Below are 16,892 nucleotides of genomic sequence, written 5' to 3'. Positions count from 1 at the left end.
TTATGGTGTTATCCGTCAATTAAATAAAGGAGAAGCATATCAAGTATGGGGAAAACAAGGTGATTGGTTAAATCTTGGCGGTAACCAATGGATTTATAACAACCCATCTTATATTAAATATCAAGGGGAACAAACTACTACTTCAAGTTCTGTAGCAGGAAAACGTGTTGTTTCTAAAGTGGACGACCTTCGTTTCTATGACTCTGCTTCTTGGTCTGATAAAGATGTAGCAGGAACGGTAGATGAAGGGCTTGGATTTACGATTGATGCTAAAGTATCCGTTAATGGTTCACCACAATACAAAGTACACAACAGTAAAGACGTAACATACTATATAACTGCAAATGAAGCCTATGTGTATATAAAATGAGTAAAAAAGACATGCCTAATTAGGCATGTCTTTTTTTGTGTACTTACTTATGTAACAAGTACATAGTCCACTTATAAGATTGAAAAATCTAAGATTGCTAACTTGCAACCTTGTATTTTTCAATCTTGGACTTAAAGTCAATAAATCTTGCATCTTTTTGAATACGTTCGTACAGCTGTGGGTCAATCTCAACATATCGTTCTTGCATGAGATCATATAAAACTTTCGCTGTTTGAGGATATAAAAACGGATACAACATGAAGTCATTAACATTTGCGGTGACAATTTCACAATCATTTTCATACGCAGTTAATAAAATACGGGCATCCCCAACGCCCGGATATTTTCTCATCGGTTTGCCACTTGGCATGACAATTTCATAATTATGACTCAACAAAGCAGAAGCTTGTCTTACTAAATGTTCGGCTTCAGCGTCATATAAATAATCTAATACATCAATTTGTGGTAAGAGAATTTCATTAAGAATTTTTACTTCTTTTGGATGTGCAGAATGTGATTGCACATCCAATTCTCTTACCACTTCATTTGCTGTATAAAGACCAATTTCATCCTTCTCAAGCCTCTCCAATGTCTTCTCCCAAAAACGATTGGCAACTTCTTTACAATTTGAAGGTGAACCCGGGTTTGCTTCATATCTAAATACATTTGTGTCTAGTAATACTGGTGTAAACGGGTGTAACGAATCTGTGTCCATCAAAAAAAGGTCCCCCTTCGATATTTTCTCTATTTATTTAAAAGTTCTAACATTGTTTTAGCAAAACCGATTGATTTTTCACGGTTGTTCTTTCTTCCATTTAGAACTTTTGGTAAATCAGGATTACCTAAGAACTGTTCAGTTTTAATTAACCATGCTCCAGTTCCTTCCATCCTTTGTGTAGCATCAATTTTACCATCTGCACAATATCGTCTAACCATTTGAGTAGATATTCGTAAAAGCTTAGCTACATCTTGCGTCGTTAAAAATTCTGGATAATTATTAACTTCTGTTTTTGACATCACCACCTTAACTTCTGCCTTTTCTGTTTCGTTGAGTTCCTTATACAAATTAGATTGCATTTTTGTTAGCTCTGTAGCTAATTTTACCATCTTCACATATAACTGTGCGTTTCTAGAGGCTAATTGTTCTTGATTATTACCGTCTAATTTAATTCCCTCTAACAAGTCTGCGATTACTTGAGCCATGTTCATATCACTCCCCCCTTTCATTATATCACAAACGCGAAACAAACGAAACTTTCGAAACAAACGAAACTGGCACTTTCAGTATATGCATTTCTATCGAAATATATTCCATGTATTTAGTTTTTCATTAAAAACATGAAATATTAACCACTTTTATTTGACTCACGTCAAATAAAATGGTATAATAAGAGTATAAAGAAAAGGAGGTGAACAAAGTGGATTGGATGATAGTCTTAGGAACGATAACAGCGTTCATAACAATTTACTCTCAACTTTCTTCCGGTGTTAAAAACACAATTGATATTTACTACAAAATCAAGGAAGAAAAAGAAAAGAGTCGCTCCCGCCAAGAAAACGACTCTGAGTAAGACACCGCAAGAGAGGGAAACCTCTCTTGTACCTAAGATTATATCACATGACACTATATATTATGAAAAAAGTCATTTTCAGTAACATACCAATTATTGTTATTCTAGGGTACATTTTGTATCACATTGATTACACTAATTTACAAACATTAGATTATATCTATATCGTACTGTGTATACTTGCATTTGTAATGATGGTGTTTAATTTAGTAACTACCTATATCAAGGAAAAGCAGGAGAAAAAGAATGTATAAATTCGAAACCAAAGACGACTTAATTCGTTTTATTCAAGATGAAATCGTAAATACTTCGGAAGCATTAGACATTTTAGGTTGTTCACGCCAAAACTTAAATGTGATGGTCCAGAAGGAAAAAGTGAAACCAATTAAAGAGATGTCACGAGACCGATTGTATTTCAAAGAAGATATTCTAAAAAGCAAAGAACAAATGAGAAAGTAACCCTAGATCTAAAAGGGTTACTTTTTTATTTTATATCAACGAATTCTTCAAATTTTAAGCGTGTATTTAAGCCGAAAGCATCCGTGTAATGTACCGTTTTGTTTTGTTTATCAATATCTATAACAGTAATGTATTCATCATGGATATATCCATCACGATAGTATGAAATAAATATTTCTTCTTCCTCGTGAAGAGATTGCATTAACGCTCTTTCTATTCGTTCCATAGTATCTTGTGTTAAAAAAGGTTTAGGTCCTTTATATTGTTCCTCAAACATTCTACGTATTTCCTCGTATTGCTCCGGCATTGAAGCAAAAGGGCTCCATTTCACCATACCTCTTCCACGTACTGCAGGAAAGCCGTTATATTCCATGATGTAATACCTCACTTTTGTTTTTTTAACTTCATTATAAACGAACGTATGTTCTTTCGGAAGTGTAAAAAAATAATTTTACATTAAGTGGATTATTAGCTTAATTCTTCAAATTTATAGTGTTTACTTTTATACTTACTATAAATAAATATAAAGAGGGAGATTGAGGATACAAATGCAAAATTATGATGATTTAGCAGTTTCTATTTTAAATCAATTAGAAAAAGAATTTCATAAACACATCTTTCAAGATGCTATGACAATACTTGAATTACCCAATGTTAAAACTAAATTTACTAGCTTTGCAACTAATATTAGAGAGCTGACAAGGGAAGTCTTCAAAACGTTAGCACCCGATTTCGAGGTAGAAAATTGCGAATGGTACGAGGAACCAGAAACTGAAGGGAGCTCTAAAATTACCAGAGTCCAACGTATGACGTATGCTATTAAAGGTGGACTTTCTAACCAGTTTATTGAAGAAGAATTAGGAATTAATTTTGATGAAGTCACGAAAAAACTCAATCAAGTAATTGGTAATCTTAATAAATATACACATATAAACGAGACGGTGTTTTCTAGAGGCGATGAGGCAGGCTACGAAATGGCTAAAAATACCCTGGTGGCATTCAACAACTTTCTTAAAACTATAACTGAATTTCGAAGATTAATTGTTCATAGCTTAGAAACAGAACTATATAATCAGGTCTCTGATGCCTTAACAAACGATACGATACAAGAAATTGATGAAATAGCAACGCATTATTTAATTGAATCTATAACACTAGATAATGTTACTATTTCAGAAATTACTTATAATGAATTATTTATAGATGTTTATGGTTCAGTAGATGTCGAACATCAATATGGTTCAGACGGTGATTTCAGAAGAGGAGATGGCTTACGATTCGGAAACTCATATTCATTTAATACATCATTAGTTTTAAGTGTCGATGACCCATTGGCTGTATCCATAGATCCGGATACTATTCAAGTTGATAACTCTTCAAACTATGAATTTGATTTATAATTGTTTATGGTTCAAACAGTGATTTCAGAAGAGTAAGTACTTTATGATTCGGAAACTATTCAATTTAATAATGCTTCGAACTGTGAATAAAAAAGCACCATCCTCATGATGAAGATGGCGCAATATACCCGAAGTGATTATATGATACTTTTGCTTAAGACCATATTAATTTAGAAATAACATAAGTAGCAGCAGGAAGAAAAAACATAAGAGATAATGTTCCATAGTACCAAATACGGTCTGATTTACATTCTTCAATACCAAACCACTCATTTAATCCCTGGTACTTTTTCGCAAAGAATGAGCGGATTGTTACGAACAGTTCCTTTTTGCTACGTGTTTGTGGTAGAATAGGCTCACTAGTAGTTAATTTGAATAGGGTATTTGACATTGTTAAATCATCCTTTCAGATTTTCAAAGTGGAGAGAACGCTCTTTCGTGCCGGCAAGCTGTGAAGAGCGTTCTCTTTTTATATTCAATTGTATTTACTCTTTTTCGAAATTACCGCCCCTACCTAACTTTGGGCGTTTTCTTTCAACTTTTTTAGGCTCTACTTTTTCTTCTTTCATAGGAGGAATAATGATAGAACCACTTGTATGCATGTAATGTCTAATAGCAGTACGAACCATTTCAGCTTTTCTATTACGTGGTAAAGATTCTAACCAATCTTTAATGTCTTTATCTAATACATCATCATAAGACAGAAGGTATGTCTTATTCGCCATCTTCTTCGCCTACCTCAAATTTACCGTATCTGTAGAAGCCCTCCACGTTTGCAGTTTGGCTTTCTTCTAATTTTGTTACTTTACCAATCCATTCTTCCAATAACTCGTGGAATGTATTCGCACCACCACCAGAAACTAGCACTTCATCAAAACGGTCAAATGTTTTCCATGCATTATTTACTCCGTTTACGATGAAATCATAAACTTCTTTAATCGATGCAGTTTTTTCATCATTGAAATCAATTGGATCCATACGCTTAGAAGCCTGGTAAGCAGCCTCTTCAAATACTTTTTCTAATTTATAATCATTAATAGTTGCGCTTGTTTCCTTTTTAATTTTAGCTACAATTGGTTCATAGACATCGTGCATTCCTTTTGGAACAGAAGTAGATTCTTTTTCACGACGCAGCATAGAGATTACATCTAAATCTGTTGTACCAGTTCCGATATCGATAATACCTACAGTCATATCTTCATAAGAATCATCTGCAACAAATCCATCTTCATCTAAATAACGGCTCATAACTGTTCCTACCGGTTGAGCAAGAACAATAACATCTACAACATTAATCGTTACTTTTTTACCATTTACCTCAAGCTCATGAGTTCCTTGATAAACTTCTTTAATTTCATCAACGGCTTTTGTTCCGATTTCTTGGCTTGGAACACCTGTTACAACTAAGATTTCATCGTAACTTTTTACATTTGTTTTAGCAGCCATTTCAGCTAATGCAATTTTTGATAGTGTTTTATACTGATTAGTTTTATAACGATTTTGTTGAGCGTATGTGTTTAAAGTATTGTTAACTTTAATTATGTCATCGCCCCAAACATATTCTGTTCCTTCAACTTTATATGTTTTAAGCTTCATCTTCCCACCAGACAGTGCTTCTCCTACATTAGAAGAGAATGAATAGATTGCTGGAAGTGTCTTTTTAAACACATCTGTACGCATTTTTACAGCGCCATTCCCATGATCAATTGCAAATACTTTAGTCATTTTATCGACTCCCTCAATTATTAATACTTATATATTTGTTATGTAATGCTTATATAATGTTAACTAAATTTTATACCAAACGGAGATATTTTTCAATGTTTTATTAACAATTATATAACGGTTATATAATTGTTAATAAAAAGAGATCCTTCAAAAGGATCTCCATAAAGTATAATTAGATTACTACCGTAAACAAACTTTTTAACTTTTTATATTCTTTAGTAAGATACCATTCTATCTGGTAACTCTCCCCAAAAATCAATCAAAGCATTTGCATACGTTTTGAAATCTTGATCACTTATATTAATAACCACATCGTTTAAAGTTGTTTGATACAAATCTAATAGATTAGTTGATACATGTGAGGAATCAAAAATATCTGGTCTGATTTCCAATAAATCTTCGGCGGATCCGCCTGGACCATGCTTTATTGCATTTGCTAGTAGTCTTAGCTCGTGTACTTTTTCCCAACAGGATAAGGTTTCAAGATCAACATTAAATCCAAGAAAGAACTCCTTTATTTTACCAATATTTACACAAAAATCTTTATATTCTATTTCTTGCTGATTTTTCTTCAAAGCTTTATAGCCGCTGCTAGTCATTTCTTTATATAAAAATCTTCTAACTTGTTGTTCCCAAAATTGATACATTGTAGAAATCCACATTAACTTTGTGTTGTATCTCATTAACGAAACATTTTCATAATAATCTAGACCAAATTGCCATGCATCATCTGCAAAGTCACCGGGATCATAGTCTTCATACCCCGCCCCCACGTTCTTCATCATATTGTTATAAGCGTTTTTAGCAATCTCTTCAGCTTCCTGGTCTATGTTGTCGAAAACCGGAGATATTCTTTCAGTATAAGTTTGAACATATAATTCATATGGATGTTGCAAATTTTCTCTTAGACCATTCTCTAATAACATAACACAAACCATTTAAATCTCCTCCGTTTATAATATATATAATTCTACCAAAATCTCCACCAAGGTTTCTTATTTGTCGCAGCAGTTTCTAATAACACTCGTTTCTCTTCCTGCATCTCACGTATAGCACTCATAAGCTGCTGATCTCGTCTTTCTAATCTCTCATCAATATAACGTTGTTGCTCATCCATTTTCTTTGCCATTTGCTTTAACATTTCATTCTGCTGCTGAATCATCTCTTTCAACTCGTTATATCGCTCGTCATGTTGCTCAGTTTCCGTTATAACATCCGTATCAACATCTGACATATCTTTCTCTTTAACCCAGGTCATTATTGCGTTACAAGCCTGTTTTAACGTCATATCAGGGTGTGATTTAATCTCGATTAACTTCCTTAGAGTTATAACATCGTTATCCATAAATCCACGATGCCCATGCTCATTCTTATGAAAGTGATATCCTTGTTCCTCGAGCATGATACAGTATTTTCTCAAAGTAGACTCCTGGATCTTTAACATCGTCGCTACGTCTTTGCTAATATATACGGCTTGAGAGCTGCCTGTTTTATCTGTCATAACACCATCACCTCGTGTTATAGCATTCGTGATGGTGTTACGAGAATCCTTGTTTTATATACATTAATGGTGATGATGAATTTTAATAGCCTTGTATTTCGATTGGAAGGCTATCCTCAACAGTAATGGTAATTGCAACATCAACTGGGGAAGAAGATTCGACATTTACAAAAAACTCTACTCCGCCAATTTCACTTGCAAATTCGTTTTTATGGGGTGATATATTTGAAATCCATACTCTGGCCTCACCGAGATGATAATGGAAGTCCTGTTTAGGATCTGTTTGTACCACCTGCGTTGTGCCAAACCTAACTTCACCAGCACTCATATGCACCACTGATTTAGCTGTAATCACCCCAGGCCAATTAAAATTTCCACGAACACGTCCTTGAAGACCACGCCGTACAATACGAATGGATCTAGACATAATTACGCTCCTCTCATCAATTGTTGGAATAGATGTATCTGTGAACATAAATAGTCTCTTACTTTACCAAGATAGTCTTTAAATTAAGAAAAAATTCACGTTAATAAAAATCCCCTACAGATTAAAAAACTCAATTACACTATAGATAAGATACGTGAAATTTTAAAACCCTGGTAGATTGTTCGTCATGTTGTTCATTTTCCGTTATAACATCCGCATCAACCTGTGACATATCTTTTTCTTTAACCCATGTCATTATTGCGTTACAAGCCTGTTTTAACGTCATGTCAGTGTGTGATTTGATTTCAATTAACTTCCTTATTGTTATAACATCGTTATTCATAAATCCACGGTGCCCATGCTCATTCTTGCAGAAGTGATAACCTTGTTCCTTGAGCATGATACAATATTTTCTCAAAGTAGACTCCTGGATTTTGAGCATCGTCGCTATGTCTTTGCTAATATACACGGCTTGAGAGCTGACTGTTTTATCTGTCATAGCATCATCACCTCGTGTTATAACATTCGTTATGGTGGAGGGGAAACCCTTGTCTTCGTCGAAATGTTACAGTATTCTCTAAGAACTATTATTTCATTTAGTATACGGTGCGTGAAATTTTTAATTGAATGGGAATTATATATTGGGTGTTTTTGCCCATCCCCTCGAAAAGGTGAATTAAGGAATTTTCCGAAAAACAAATCCCCGTTAAATAGGGAATGGGCGCTTCCTTTTAAGCACGTGTTTCTTACATATATAGACGAACCAGTGCGAGGCTACTGAACGTTGGCAGCCTCGTTTTGTATTTATTGAGCTTTTGTTCTCCTTTAGTTCATCTCCTCCCTTAAAAAAGGTTCTCTTACGAATAAAGTTACAAAAGCATGGTAATGGTAGCATTATACAATGAAAAGGAGTTAAAAATAATGCAAGGTATCTATGATGTTACTGATTTCGGGGCAACTGGGGACGGAGTCGCAGACGATTCAAATGCTATACAAGCTGCAATTGAAATGGCTAAGATAAAGAAAAAAAATTATGGTGCCGTAGTATGGTTTCCACCGGGAAAATACCGGATTGGTTCTGGCATAGTAATCGAAGAATTTGTCACCCTTAGTGGTATTGGTTGGGGTGGGGGTGGTAACACTAACGCAGGAACATGGATAAAAGTTGATAATACCGAAATCATACCGTTTTCTATAAAAGCTGGCGGCGTGGTGATTCGTGATATTGGTATCTTCCATGAGCAACCAGTTCCAAAACCTGAGTGGAGACCCGATGACTACAAATTCGCTATTTCCATTGAGGCCGATGACGTGAAAATACAGAATATTTGCTTGCTCAATCCAACACATGGAATTCTTCTTCATCGAGATGATCCTAGTGACGGCAAAGAAAGTACCACTGGTCGAATAACACTTGATGGGATTTGGGGGCAGCCGCTTGCGACAGGAATTCAAATCGATAATGCCAAGGATGTGATTAGAATCAACGACGTCCACTTTTGGACATTTTGGTCAGGAGCAGATGAGGAAAATGGTAAATACGTAGCTGATTATATGTTCGGTGCTGCACAAGGCATTATCTCTAAGAGTAATGACAACCCATTCCTTTCTAACATCTTCATGTTAGGCTACCACAATGGAATACACTTTACAGTTAATAATAATAATAACGATCATACAAATAAGTTTCATATTGCAAACGCGGACATTGATGGATGCCATACTGCTTTGTTCATAGACGGTGAGGCTCCAAAAGATGGTAAACACGATAGTACTTCCGGGCAAATCGTTAATTTCACAGCTCAAGGGAGAGCTGGGGAGCATAAGTTTAAAGGCGAAACACGGGAAGATTGTTTGGAATATGAAGATGCTGAAGAAGATAAAGAGGTTAAATTTTGTTCTGCCACTGGAATCCATGTTGATGCCGAAAAAGTAACAGTTCAATGCTCTAACATCAGATTGCAGACGTTTGGAAACAATTGTATCCGTGTAGCTGGGAAATGTACTAGACTACACTTCGAGAACCTATACTGTGCAGATTGGGATCGTAAAGGTAAAGGTTTTCCAGCAATTGAAGCCCGCTACGATGCAAACATTTATATTGCAAGAGCAACTCTTGATTTGTTCGATCATGGATCTCGTGGCAGAGAGCTTTTTGGCGAGGAATATGGTGGAAAGATTCATCGAGATACCCGGCTTCATGGCAAAAACCAAAATCAATCCCATTAAGATTGCGCTTTGCAGGATGAACCCAGTTGAATTTCACTGTGTTTATCCTACAAAGCGAACCATAATCTATATCCATCGAAAACTTCCACTATTTCTGCGTCTTCATCAATGCATTTCAAAATATAGAAGAACTGTAATTACCATTTTCAAATGTATTTAGTACTTCTTCAACGTATTCTCTGGTCTTTTGGTGATAGATTTTGGTTGCTAGTTCTTGAATAGTTTCTTCCTGACCATCAACTACTTCTAGTTCTTCGGTTACTTCAGCTACTGACATTTTACTTCCTCACCTGTATTTTCATACCCTAATTCAAAATCATGATACTTTGCTAAAGCATCACTAGCCCCGGCATATTGTAAAATTGCAGGGATATCTTTCTTAGATTGATAGTAAATAGTTTTTGCTCTTTGTACCTTTAAATCAGTTTGTAATTTTTTAGGTTTAATATTTAAATCTTGATGTAATACTCTACATACATTTTGTAATACATCTACAGAACCATGTAGCCTTAATCGTGGACGTATTAGAACGCCATGTTTAGTTTTTTCTCTCATAATTCCTACATCATGACGCATTAATATATACGTTTTTACAAAAACAGACTCATTAAATTCTCCTGTTGGAAATACTCTTTCTTGCTGTAACCTTGGAGTCCATCCCATCTTTTGAGCTTCAAGTATAAATGGATGAGAACTGTCTAAGTGACATTCCCATTCAAAAAAACCTTTATCTTTTCTAAAATAAGATCGTGGCTCAGACGTTCCAAAAATCAATTCAGAAAACCTGGATACAACATGACTAGATTTATGAGATAATTCAAATCTATTATCTCCCATGTGTATATGGCCAAATCTCCAAATCATTCCCAAAGCTTCTGAAAATTCATCTGTTTTTATAAATTGACGAAACCATTCTTGTTCTCTAGTCATGCTATACCCCCTTTGATGTTTTGTATTAATCACGTTTGTATTTTTTTAATACTTCTTCTAAACGTTTACGTTCCTCTTCCAAATTCTTTTCAGCTTGTCCATTATCTTCAGTAGACATAGAAGAATCTTCTTTTAACCAATCTGGCGCAAGTTCCGTTCTAACAGTTTTTTTCTTATGTTTAGTCTTAGGTAATATATCTAATAAACTTTTTTCTCGATCTCTACGTATCTCTAAATCTTGTATTTTATTTTCAATTGCTGTAATCAAATAATTTTCAAAGTTTGGTACAGTACCCTTTTGATAATTGTTAATACATTTTTTAAGTACAGAATCAAATGAACGTTTTTGTATTTTACCTTTATAAATGTCACTGACCATATCAGCAATCCATAAAATATCATCACTTGATAGTTTAGGAATATGTAAGTCTTGTTTTTCTTCTAAGATGATATTTGAATTTTGATGAATGACTTCATCCGAAAGCGGAGCGTTCGGTATATCATCATCATCTTTTTTATTTGTTATTTGTATATTGTTATTTGTAGTAGGTTCATTTGGACCTGTCCCACCGGTGCGTTCGGACCTGTCCATAGAATTGGATAGGTCCATTTGGACCTGTCCATCATTCCGGGATTTCCGAACCATTCTTTTTCCCTCCGAAATATCTGTTTTTTCTTCATTAACGCAGAATATTTCACGGATTTTATGTAAGCAAGGCGATAGATCATACACGTTCTTTGTCTTTTGATTATAGTTATTGTAAGTATTGTAGATTACCAAACAACCTTTTTTCTCTAATCCATCTAAATACTTTCGAACGGCTCTATCTTTTACATTTAGGCATTCTGCTAACGTAGCTTGGCTAGGGAAACATTTATCTTTATCTGCACCAGCATAGCTAAATAACATAGTGAGACATGCGTACTCTCCTGCAGTTAAGTCAAAGACCTTCATAGCATTACGCATTACATAATTATAGGCAACGAAGTACCCACCCTTTTCAAGCGGTTCTCCTGTAGTTACTTCATTCATTAACATATCTTCGGTGTTATTAGTCACTTTGGACATAATAAAAAATCCTCCATTTTCCACCCCGCCCAAAAATGGGTATAGGAAATTAGAGGATTGTTGTTCACATTTTTTAAAGTATATGCTATCATAAGGATAGCTATTAAATATGTGAAAACAAACCTCGTGTTTTAATTTTCATCGGTTGATAGGAGCGGCCAAACTCTACGAACCTTTGAAAATTCCGTCGGGGTTTTTTTATTTTTTTTAAATTTATATGAAAAATTTACATTTGCAATTTATGTATCTACTCTATCAATCATAGCAGATGTTTGTGGAAAAAAGAAGAGAAAAAGCGAAGCCCGACAATAAATGTCGGACTTTTTTTGTGGATAAGTATGGTTATCCACAGGGAGAATACTATTTATTTTTAAATCGAAGTATTTCGAGAATATTCCAATGATATTTCGCCTAATAGAATTGTGTGATAGACTGTATATAACTGTATATTGTGAGGGCGGGAGGTTGCTATCCTTTCTCTGATCTTAGAGAGAAGGGAGGTGACTGAATGGATTCTTTATTTAATTTATTGTATGACGCTGCTAAGGTATTCCTTACAGTATTTGCAACAGCTTATGCGAATGAGCTGGCGAAGAAGATTAACAGTAAACGAAATAAAAGAACCGCCCCAAATGCCTGCAAGCGAAAGGGCGGTTCTAAACGTAAATAAATATTAGCAACCGACCACCTTGCGGTAGCAGTTACTGGAAGAGATGTTAGCGCATCTCTTCTTTTATTTTATGCAATTCAGTTAGAAGTCATACTCTAGTCATATCATAACAAATAATCAGAAAAAAGAAAAGACACTCAAATGAGTGTCTTTTCTTCGACTTGATAACCACTTTAATTTTAATAATATGTATACGGAATACCATCCAAAGACAATTCTATCATATTTTCTGAAAAATGAAAGCGGATTCTTTAACTTACTTAATTACTTTGTCCATAACTTTTTTATTTTTACATAAGAAGAGTGCTCTTACATTTACGACAAGTAATCTTCTTTTCTCTAGATATTAATACATTAGCGCAGTTACAATTAGGACATATTGCTACGTTTGGGGTTTTAATATTTATGTAGCACAAACAAGAGATAAAAGCTAATATCAAAGCTGGAACAATAAGTAGCATTAGTAAAAATAGCGCTGCACATATTCCTGTAATAATAGAAAGTGGTTTCATTAATTTTCTACCTAAAGAGTTTGTTTTACTATCTTTTAAAAGGATAGGAGTAACCTTGAAAGTTTTGACTTCTCTTTTAGGAGGGGATGATTTAACCCTAGTTTGTAATTGTTTATTTGATGGTGAAGACGTAGGTACGGTGTTTTGATTAGTAGTGTTCGTTCTTTGTTTTGAACCTTTCTTTTTACCTATGCGTTGTTCATATGAGATTCCGGTGCCAGGTAAAGAAGTAGTAATTCTTGATCCAGATGGACCAGTACTTATACGGGCTCCTTTAACACCTGCACTTATTCCAACGCCCTTGTGAGTAACGTTTATTTTTACGCCAGGCGCAACTTTGATACTTTTACGAAACTTAAAACCCATAATCTCATCTCCGAAAAGTTTTATATCTATATATTACAACTTTAAGTATATATTTCCAACTAATATTTATTAATAAGTATGTTTAAATATAAAAATAAAACATGAATATCGCAAAAAAACGGGAACGTGCGTTTGGTTTTTATGGTATAATTATCAAACTGATAAAAAATTTGGAGGTTGTAGTCGTGGAAATAGAACAGTTACTTGAACAAATCTTAATTTTGGAAAGAACAACAGAAGATCAAAATGTGGTAACGGCTATAACCGAATTAAAAAAAGAGATTGATAGTCCTTAACACTATCAATCTCCACGCAAATTTTAAAGGCTACCTTTTTCAACAATAGCTTTCATCATATCTATAAGAAATTTTTGTCTTTCTTCACTTAGTTTTTCTAATTTATTTGTAAGTTCATCCATTTCCTTTCTAACTTCAGAGGCTTCTTCTTTATCAAGCTCTCTATATTCAGATAGCCCTAATAGATAATCCGTTGTAACTTCAAGTATACGAGATAGAGCAGAAACTGTTTCGCGAGACGGTGTAGTTTTATTGTTTTCGATTTGAGATAATGCAGATTTACTAACACCTATTTTATCAGCAAGCTCTTGTTGAGTTAGCTTTTTCTCCATTCTCAGCGTTTTAACCCTATTACCATTCACGAACATTCGCCCTTTCATTTTCAAAATATAATTATTAGAACAATTAACAGTTACGTAACTGTTAATTGATATCCCTCACTTATTATATTAAACAATTGTTAAGTAGTAGTCAACATTTATATTAAAAATAGACGGAAAAATTAGAATTTTAAAAACTAAAACTAATTTGTTTACCTGTACTTAACTTTGTGTTACAATCACTCATGTAAGTGAGGTGACGCAATGAAATTCAATCCTACAGAGTTAAAAAGGTTAAGATTGGAGAGGGAAATGTCACAAGAAGTTTTAGGAAAGCAAGTTGGTTGTACACGTTCCGCGATTTCTTTAATAGAAAGTGGTAAGTGTGCTCCGAGCAGGGAAACATTAATTTGTTTTGCTGAAATTTTTAGTGTCCCAATCGATCACTTTTTCATGATAAGTAGAACTTAACAAAAGATGTTTATTTTTTTTAGCACTCTAGTTAAGTACAGCTTAACCAGAGTGCTGGAGGAGGACAAGGTGTGCATTATGTTACAGGTGAAGCGAAAATAGCAGCATTTAAAATTCTTGTTGAGATGAATGAGAGTATGAATAAGTTAGCAGAAGCGATAACAACCGGGGACTTAAATAGTTGTACCGAGTGGAATGAAAAAAATCTTCAAGCTAACAAGGAATTACATAGGTTGCTAGAAAGGAAGGAGGTCTCATAAGGGTTATGAGTCAGTTACAAATAATTCAACAACCGGTTAGTCACTTAGTATTTATGGAAAAAGATGAAATTGTAACAGATAGCATAACTGTTGCTCAAGTATTTAAAAAGGAGCATGGAAAGGTTATTAGATCTATAGAAGCGTTGCAATGCAGTAAAGAATTCACTCAAGCCAATTTTGGCTTGAGTGAATATAGAGATACAAGTGGAAAACTTAATAAGAAATATTTACTTAAGCGGGATGGCCTTATGTTTCTCGTAATGGGATATACAGGAGAAAAAGCCGCAGAGTATAAAGAAATGTTCATCCATGAGTTTAATCGTATGGAAGAATATATTCAACAAAATCAAGTGAGTTTTCCTTCATCTCGTGAGCAGTTCATTGCAACTATGAAATTAGCGCTTACTCATGAAGAAGACTTATCTCAAATCAAAACGGAAGTGCAGCAAATTAAAGTGGATTTAATTGAACGAATGACTGTTGATTATAGTCAGCAATTAGCTATTAGGAATGCGGTTAACCGTAGAGTCTATAAGGTTTGGGATGATGGAATAGTAAATAAGAATATTCATGATACCAAACGAAAAGTATTTTCTGCACTTTGGAAAGATATTTATGCTTCGTTCGCTGTAAGTAGTTATCACAATGTACGTCAGAAGGACTTTGATGAAGTTATAGATTACATCAAAGTTTGGCGTCCACGTTTAGTATAAAAACTTAGATACAATAGGGAGGTTTTACAAATGGCAATAGATTTAAATAGTTTCGCAGATGGTGCAGTCGCAGAAAGGTTTGATGCGGAATTCGAAAGAGTTTTAGAAAATATGGCAGATCCTAATACGGATCCAAAGAAACCACGAACAATTACATTAACTCTTTCGATTACTGGCGATAAAAAACGTGAAGTTTGGGACTGCCAGGTGCAAGCAAAATCTAAGTTAGCACCAACTATAGAAGTGGGATCAAAAATCCTTATGGGCCGTGATCATGACGGACAAGTTGTTGGTCAAGAACTGGCTTCTGGTATAAAGGGGCAGTACTACATGGACATGGAGGGTGATATTGCTAACGATGTAGGCGAAAAAGTTAAAACGGAGGAACTTTCTACCGAAAATGGAGTAGTAGATTTTCGTAAAACAAAAACAAACTAATAAATCGTAAAGGGGAAATATAAAAATGATTAAACAAGCAATGGAGTACTTATTAGAATCAGCAGGAGTAAGAATTGAAAAGGTTAATGATCGTCCATACTCTACTCAACCGTTATATGCAGTAAAGGAACCAACAGCGGTAGGGATTACAGTTAACAGCCTTTCTGGTTTAGTAGATTACATCAAATCAGAGTTTGATGGTGACCACCCTTTAATGATTCATGTTGAGAATCCTAAAAATGTTTCATGCTTCACGAAAGTTAATAATGATTATAACCGTAGTATCTTTATGGAAGCTAAAGCTCTTACACCACAATTTTCTTTTGAGAGATTTCACGATCCAGAAAACTTTAATATCAGCTTGCAGTCTGCATTTGTTAGGAACGATGATTGCGAAGCAATGTTGAAAGTAGTGGGTAATATAAGAGACGAAAACATTAATACATATAAAGATGATGGTGTTTCGCAAACTGCAGTTGTGCAAACGGGTGCTTCAAGAGTGAATGCAGCAGTGCCAAATCCAGTGACGTTACAGCCGTACCGTACTTTCGTTGAAGTTGAACAGCCAGAAAGTCCATTTGTATTCAGAATGCAGAGTGGTCCAAAATGTGCATTGTTTGAAGCGGATGGTGGTGCTTGGAAATTAGAAGCAATTGAAAACATCAAAAAGTACCTGGTTGAGAAACTAGCAGACGAGATTGAAAACAAAAAAGTATTTATCATTGCTTAATAGCAATTTATATAACTTTCAGCTGCATCTTTAGCGGTGTGGCTGGAATTGAGGTGAATTAGATGGGATTAGCCGATAGGGTACTTCCGGAGCATATACAAAGAGCTGGGGCTTTAGAGAGTCAGCTACGTGAATATATGAAGAATCAAAAAATGTTAGAACAACAGAGTAATAGAGCGATGAATAATCGTGAGGTAATAACTGCATTGGAGTTAAAGGAATTAAGCAATAAACAAAAAGAAGAAGCAGCTGCAGTTGAAAAAGAACTAATTGAACTGTACAGGCAAAAACAGAAAAAAGATAAATATATTAGAAATGAAGAACAAAAAAATGTTCTTGGAGTAGCGGATCGCCTGGAATCGCTAGGCGGTAATCCAAAAGTAGTAGAGAAAATAAGAAAAAACGCATAAAAAAAGATCCATCATATTGATG

General features: G+C 34.6%; 28 protein-coding genes and 1 pseudogene. 14 read left to right on the top strand and 15 right to left on the bottom strand.

Going from position 1 to position 16,892, the window contains the following annotated elements; translation table 11 throughout:
* Nucleotides 1-370: pseudogene (locus ACTFRM_RS30620) on the top strand (N-acetylmuramoyl-L-alanine amidase); the annotation flags it as partial.
* 97 nt (nt 371-467) lie between these two features.
* Here the strand turns inward: ACTFRM_RS30620 and ACTFRM_RS30615 are convergent.
* Both ACTFRM_RS30615 and ACTFRM_RS30610 read right to left on the bottom strand, forming a co-directional pair.
* Nucleotides 468-1,085: a DUF4411 domain-containing protein gene (locus tag ACTFRM_RS30615; RefSeq protein WP_440043872.1), complete on the bottom strand. Its 618-nt coding sequence runs from the start codon at nt 1,083-1,085 to the stop codon at nt 468-470.
* Between the two features lie 29 nt (nt 1,086-1,114).
* Nucleotides 1,115-1,579 carry a helix-turn-helix domain-containing protein gene (locus ACTFRM_RS30610; protein ID WP_440043871.1) on the bottom strand — a complete coding sequence of 155 codons (465 nt, stop codon included), beginning with the start codon at nt 1,577-1,579 and terminating at the stop codon, nt 1,115-1,117.
* 209 nt (nt 1,580-1,788) lie between these two features.
* Between ACTFRM_RS30610 and ACTFRM_RS30605 the strand changes: the two genes are divergently transcribed.
* The 3 genes from ACTFRM_RS30605 to ACTFRM_RS30595 are packed head-to-tail and all read left to right on the top strand — an operon-like array spanning nt 1,789 to nt 2,400.
* Nucleotides 1,789-1,941, top strand: a complete 153-nt coding sequence (locus ACTFRM_RS30605) for a hypothetical protein (RefSeq protein ID WP_163115725.1) — start codon at nt 1,789-1,791, stop codon at nt 1,939-1,941.
* Nucleotides 1,942-1,988: 47 nt separating this feature from the next.
* A complete protein-coding gene (locus ACTFRM_RS30600; RefSeq protein ID WP_440043869.1) occupies nt 1,989-2,195 on the top strand; it encodes a hypothetical protein in 207 nt (68 codons plus the stop codon).
* A complete protein-coding gene (locus tag ACTFRM_RS30595) occupies nt 2,188-2,400 on the top strand; it encodes a hypothetical protein (protein WP_000276342.1) in 213 nt (70 codons plus the stop codon). Before ACTFRM_RS30600 ends, ACTFRM_RS30595 begins: the two co-directional genes overlap by 8 nt.
* 25 nt (nt 2,401-2,425) lie before the next feature.
* Here the strand turns inward: ACTFRM_RS30595 and ACTFRM_RS30590 are convergent, their stop codons facing one another.
* Nucleotides 2,426-2,773, bottom strand: coding sequence for a YolD-like family protein (locus ACTFRM_RS30590; protein ID WP_440043868.1), 348 nt, complete (start codon nt 2,771-2,773; stop codon nt 2,426-2,428).
* A 175-nt stretch (nt 2,774-2,948) separates the two neighbouring features.
* Here ACTFRM_RS30590 and ACTFRM_RS30585 point away from each other — a divergent pair, with 175 nt between their 5' ends.
* Nucleotides 2,949-3,800, top strand: a complete 852-nt coding sequence (locus ACTFRM_RS30585) for a hypothetical protein (protein ID WP_440043867.1) — start codon at nt 2,949-2,951, stop codon at nt 3,798-3,800.
* 154 nt (nt 3,801-3,954) lie between these two features.
* Here ACTFRM_RS30585 and ACTFRM_RS30580 read toward each other — a convergent pair whose 3' ends face one another.
* The 7 genes from ACTFRM_RS30580 to ACTFRM_RS30550 form a co-directional block, all read right to left on the bottom strand.
* Entirely contained in the window at nt 3,955-4,191 is a 237-nt protein-coding gene (locus ACTFRM_RS30580) for a hypothetical protein (RefSeq protein ID WP_242260724.1), read from the bottom strand.
* Between the two features lie 94 nt (nt 4,192-4,285).
* Nucleotides 4,286-4,525: a hypothetical protein gene (locus ACTFRM_RS30575; RefSeq protein WP_061184947.1), complete on the bottom strand. Its 240-nt coding sequence runs from the start codon at nt 4,523-4,525 to the stop codon at nt 4,286-4,288.
* Nucleotides 4,515-5,525, bottom strand: coding sequence for an Alp7A family actin-like protein (locus tag ACTFRM_RS30570; RefSeq protein ID WP_440043866.1), 1,011 nt, complete (start codon nt 5,523-5,525; stop codon nt 4,515-4,517). The genes ACTFRM_RS30575 and ACTFRM_RS30570 overlap by 11 nt, the downstream gene beginning before the upstream one ends.
* Before the next feature lie 218 nt (nt 5,526-5,743).
* The gene (locus ACTFRM_RS30565; RefSeq protein ID WP_440043865.1) at nt 5,744-6,454 is read right to left on the bottom strand and encodes a hypothetical protein; all 711 of its coding nucleotides are present in this window, start codon (nt 6,452-6,454) and stop codon (nt 5,744-5,746) included.
* Nucleotides 6,455-6,498: 44 nt separating this feature from the next.
* Nucleotides 6,499-7,029: a DUF3967 domain-containing protein gene (locus ACTFRM_RS30560; RefSeq protein WP_440043864.1), complete on the bottom strand. Its 531-nt coding sequence runs from the start codon at nt 7,027-7,029 to the stop codon at nt 6,499-6,501.
* 82 nt (nt 7,030-7,111) lie between these two features.
* On the bottom strand, nt 7,112-7,456 hold the full coding sequence (locus ACTFRM_RS30555) for a hypothetical protein (RefSeq protein WP_440043863.1): 345 nt from the start codon (nt 7,454-7,456) through the stop codon (nt 7,112-7,114).
* A gap of 139 nt (nt 7,457-7,595) precedes the next feature.
* Nucleotides 7,596-7,955, bottom strand: coding sequence for a hypothetical protein (locus tag ACTFRM_RS30550; protein WP_440043862.1), 360 nt, complete (start codon nt 7,953-7,955; stop codon nt 7,596-7,598).
* 380 nt (nt 7,956-8,335) lie between these two features.
* Here ACTFRM_RS30550 and ACTFRM_RS30545 point away from each other — a divergent pair, with 380 nt between their 5' ends.
* Nucleotides 8,336-9,685 (top strand): glycosyl hydrolase family 28-related protein, encoded by a 1,350-nt coding sequence (locus ACTFRM_RS30545; protein WP_440043860.1) that lies wholly within the window; start codon nt 8,336-8,338, stop codon nt 9,683-9,685.
* A gap of 115 nt (nt 9,686-9,800) precedes the next feature.
* Here ACTFRM_RS30545 and ACTFRM_RS30540 read toward each other — a convergent pair whose 3' ends face one another.
* Genes ACTFRM_RS30540 through ACTFRM_RS30530 form a run of 3 tightly spaced genes read right to left on the bottom strand, consistent with a single transcriptional unit; the run spans nt 9,801 to nt 11,684 of the window.
* Nucleotides 9,801-9,962, bottom strand: coding sequence for a hypothetical protein (locus ACTFRM_RS30540; protein ID WP_440043858.1), 162 nt, complete (start codon nt 9,960-9,962; stop codon nt 9,801-9,803).
* Nucleotides 9,953-10,615: a hypothetical protein gene (locus tag ACTFRM_RS30535; RefSeq protein WP_440043857.1), complete on the bottom strand. Its 663-nt coding sequence runs from the start codon at nt 10,613-10,615 to the stop codon at nt 9,953-9,955. Before ACTFRM_RS30535 ends, ACTFRM_RS30540 begins: the two co-directional genes overlap by 10 nt.
* Before the next feature lie 25 nt (nt 10,616-10,640).
* Nucleotides 10,641-11,684, bottom strand: a complete 1,044-nt coding sequence (locus ACTFRM_RS30530) for a helix-turn-helix domain-containing protein (protein WP_440043856.1) — start codon at nt 11,682-11,684, stop codon at nt 10,641-10,643.
* A gap of 508 nt (nt 11,685-12,192) precedes the next feature.
* Between ACTFRM_RS30530 and ACTFRM_RS30525 the strand changes: the two genes are divergently transcribed.
* Nucleotides 12,193-12,354, top strand: coding sequence for a hypothetical protein (locus ACTFRM_RS30525; RefSeq protein WP_000377654.1), 162 nt, complete (start codon nt 12,193-12,195; stop codon nt 12,352-12,354).
* Nucleotides 12,355-12,644: 290 nt separating this feature from the next.
* On the opposite strand, the gene ACTFRM_RS30520 is transcribed toward ACTFRM_RS30525, so the two are convergent.
* A complete protein-coding gene (locus ACTFRM_RS30520; protein WP_440043854.1) occupies nt 12,645-13,232 on the bottom strand; it encodes a DUF4236 domain-containing protein in 588 nt (195 codons plus the stop codon).
* Between the two features lie 101 nt (nt 13,233-13,333).
* Between ACTFRM_RS30520 and ACTFRM_RS30515 the strand changes: the two genes are divergently transcribed.
* Nucleotides 13,334-13,528, top strand: a complete 195-nt coding sequence (locus tag ACTFRM_RS30515) for a hypothetical protein (protein WP_440043852.1) — start codon at nt 13,334-13,336, stop codon at nt 13,526-13,528.
* 23 nt (nt 13,529-13,551) lie between these two features.
* Here ACTFRM_RS30515 and ACTFRM_RS30510 read toward each other — a convergent pair whose 3' ends face one another.
* Nucleotides 13,552-13,896 (bottom strand): helix-turn-helix domain-containing protein, encoded by a 345-nt coding sequence (locus ACTFRM_RS30510; RefSeq protein ID WP_098538531.1) that lies wholly within the window; start codon nt 13,894-13,896, stop codon nt 13,552-13,554.
* Between the two features lie 216 nt (nt 13,897-14,112).
* Here ACTFRM_RS30510 and ACTFRM_RS30505 point away from each other — a divergent pair, with 216 nt between their 5' ends.
* From ACTFRM_RS30505 to ACTFRM_RS30480, 6 genes are all read left to right on the top strand, one after another.
* Entirely contained in the window at nt 14,113-14,319 is a 207-nt protein-coding gene (locus ACTFRM_RS30505; protein ID WP_440043850.1) for a helix-turn-helix transcriptional regulator, read from the top strand.
* A 71-nt stretch (nt 14,320-14,390) separates the two neighbouring features.
* Nucleotides 14,391-14,579 carry a hypothetical protein gene (locus ACTFRM_RS30500; RefSeq protein ID WP_440043849.1) on the top strand — a complete coding sequence of 63 codons (189 nt, stop codon included), beginning with the start codon at nt 14,391-14,393 and terminating at the stop codon, nt 14,577-14,579.
* Between the two features lie 5 nt (nt 14,580-14,584).
* Nucleotides 14,585-15,292 (top strand): Rha family transcriptional regulator, encoded by a 708-nt coding sequence (locus tag ACTFRM_RS30495; RefSeq protein WP_440043848.1) that lies wholly within the window; start codon nt 14,585-14,587, stop codon nt 15,290-15,292.
* Nucleotides 15,293-15,322: 30 nt separating this feature from the next.
* A complete protein-coding gene (locus tag ACTFRM_RS30490; RefSeq protein WP_000963355.1) occupies nt 15,323-15,730 on the top strand; it encodes a hypothetical protein in 408 nt (135 codons plus the stop codon).
* Nucleotides 15,731-15,755: 25 nt separating this feature from the next.
* Entirely contained in the window at nt 15,756-16,460 is a 705-nt protein-coding gene (locus ACTFRM_RS30485; RefSeq protein WP_440043847.1) for a hypothetical protein, read from the top strand.
* Nucleotides 16,461-16,522: 62 nt separating this feature from the next.
* A complete protein-coding gene (locus tag ACTFRM_RS30480) occupies nt 16,523-16,870 on the top strand; it encodes a hypothetical protein (RefSeq protein ID WP_440043846.1) in 348 nt (115 codons plus the stop codon).
* The last annotated feature ends 22 nt before the right edge of the window (nt 16,871-16,892 follow it).

This window comes from Bacillus cereus group sp. MYBK227-1, assembly GCF_051916325.1.
GTDB classification, from domain to species: domain Bacteria; phylum Bacillota; class Bacilli; order Bacillales; family Bacillaceae_G; genus Bacillus_A; species Bacillus_A cereus.
This window is presented reverse-complemented; position numbering and strand designations above follow the sequence as displayed.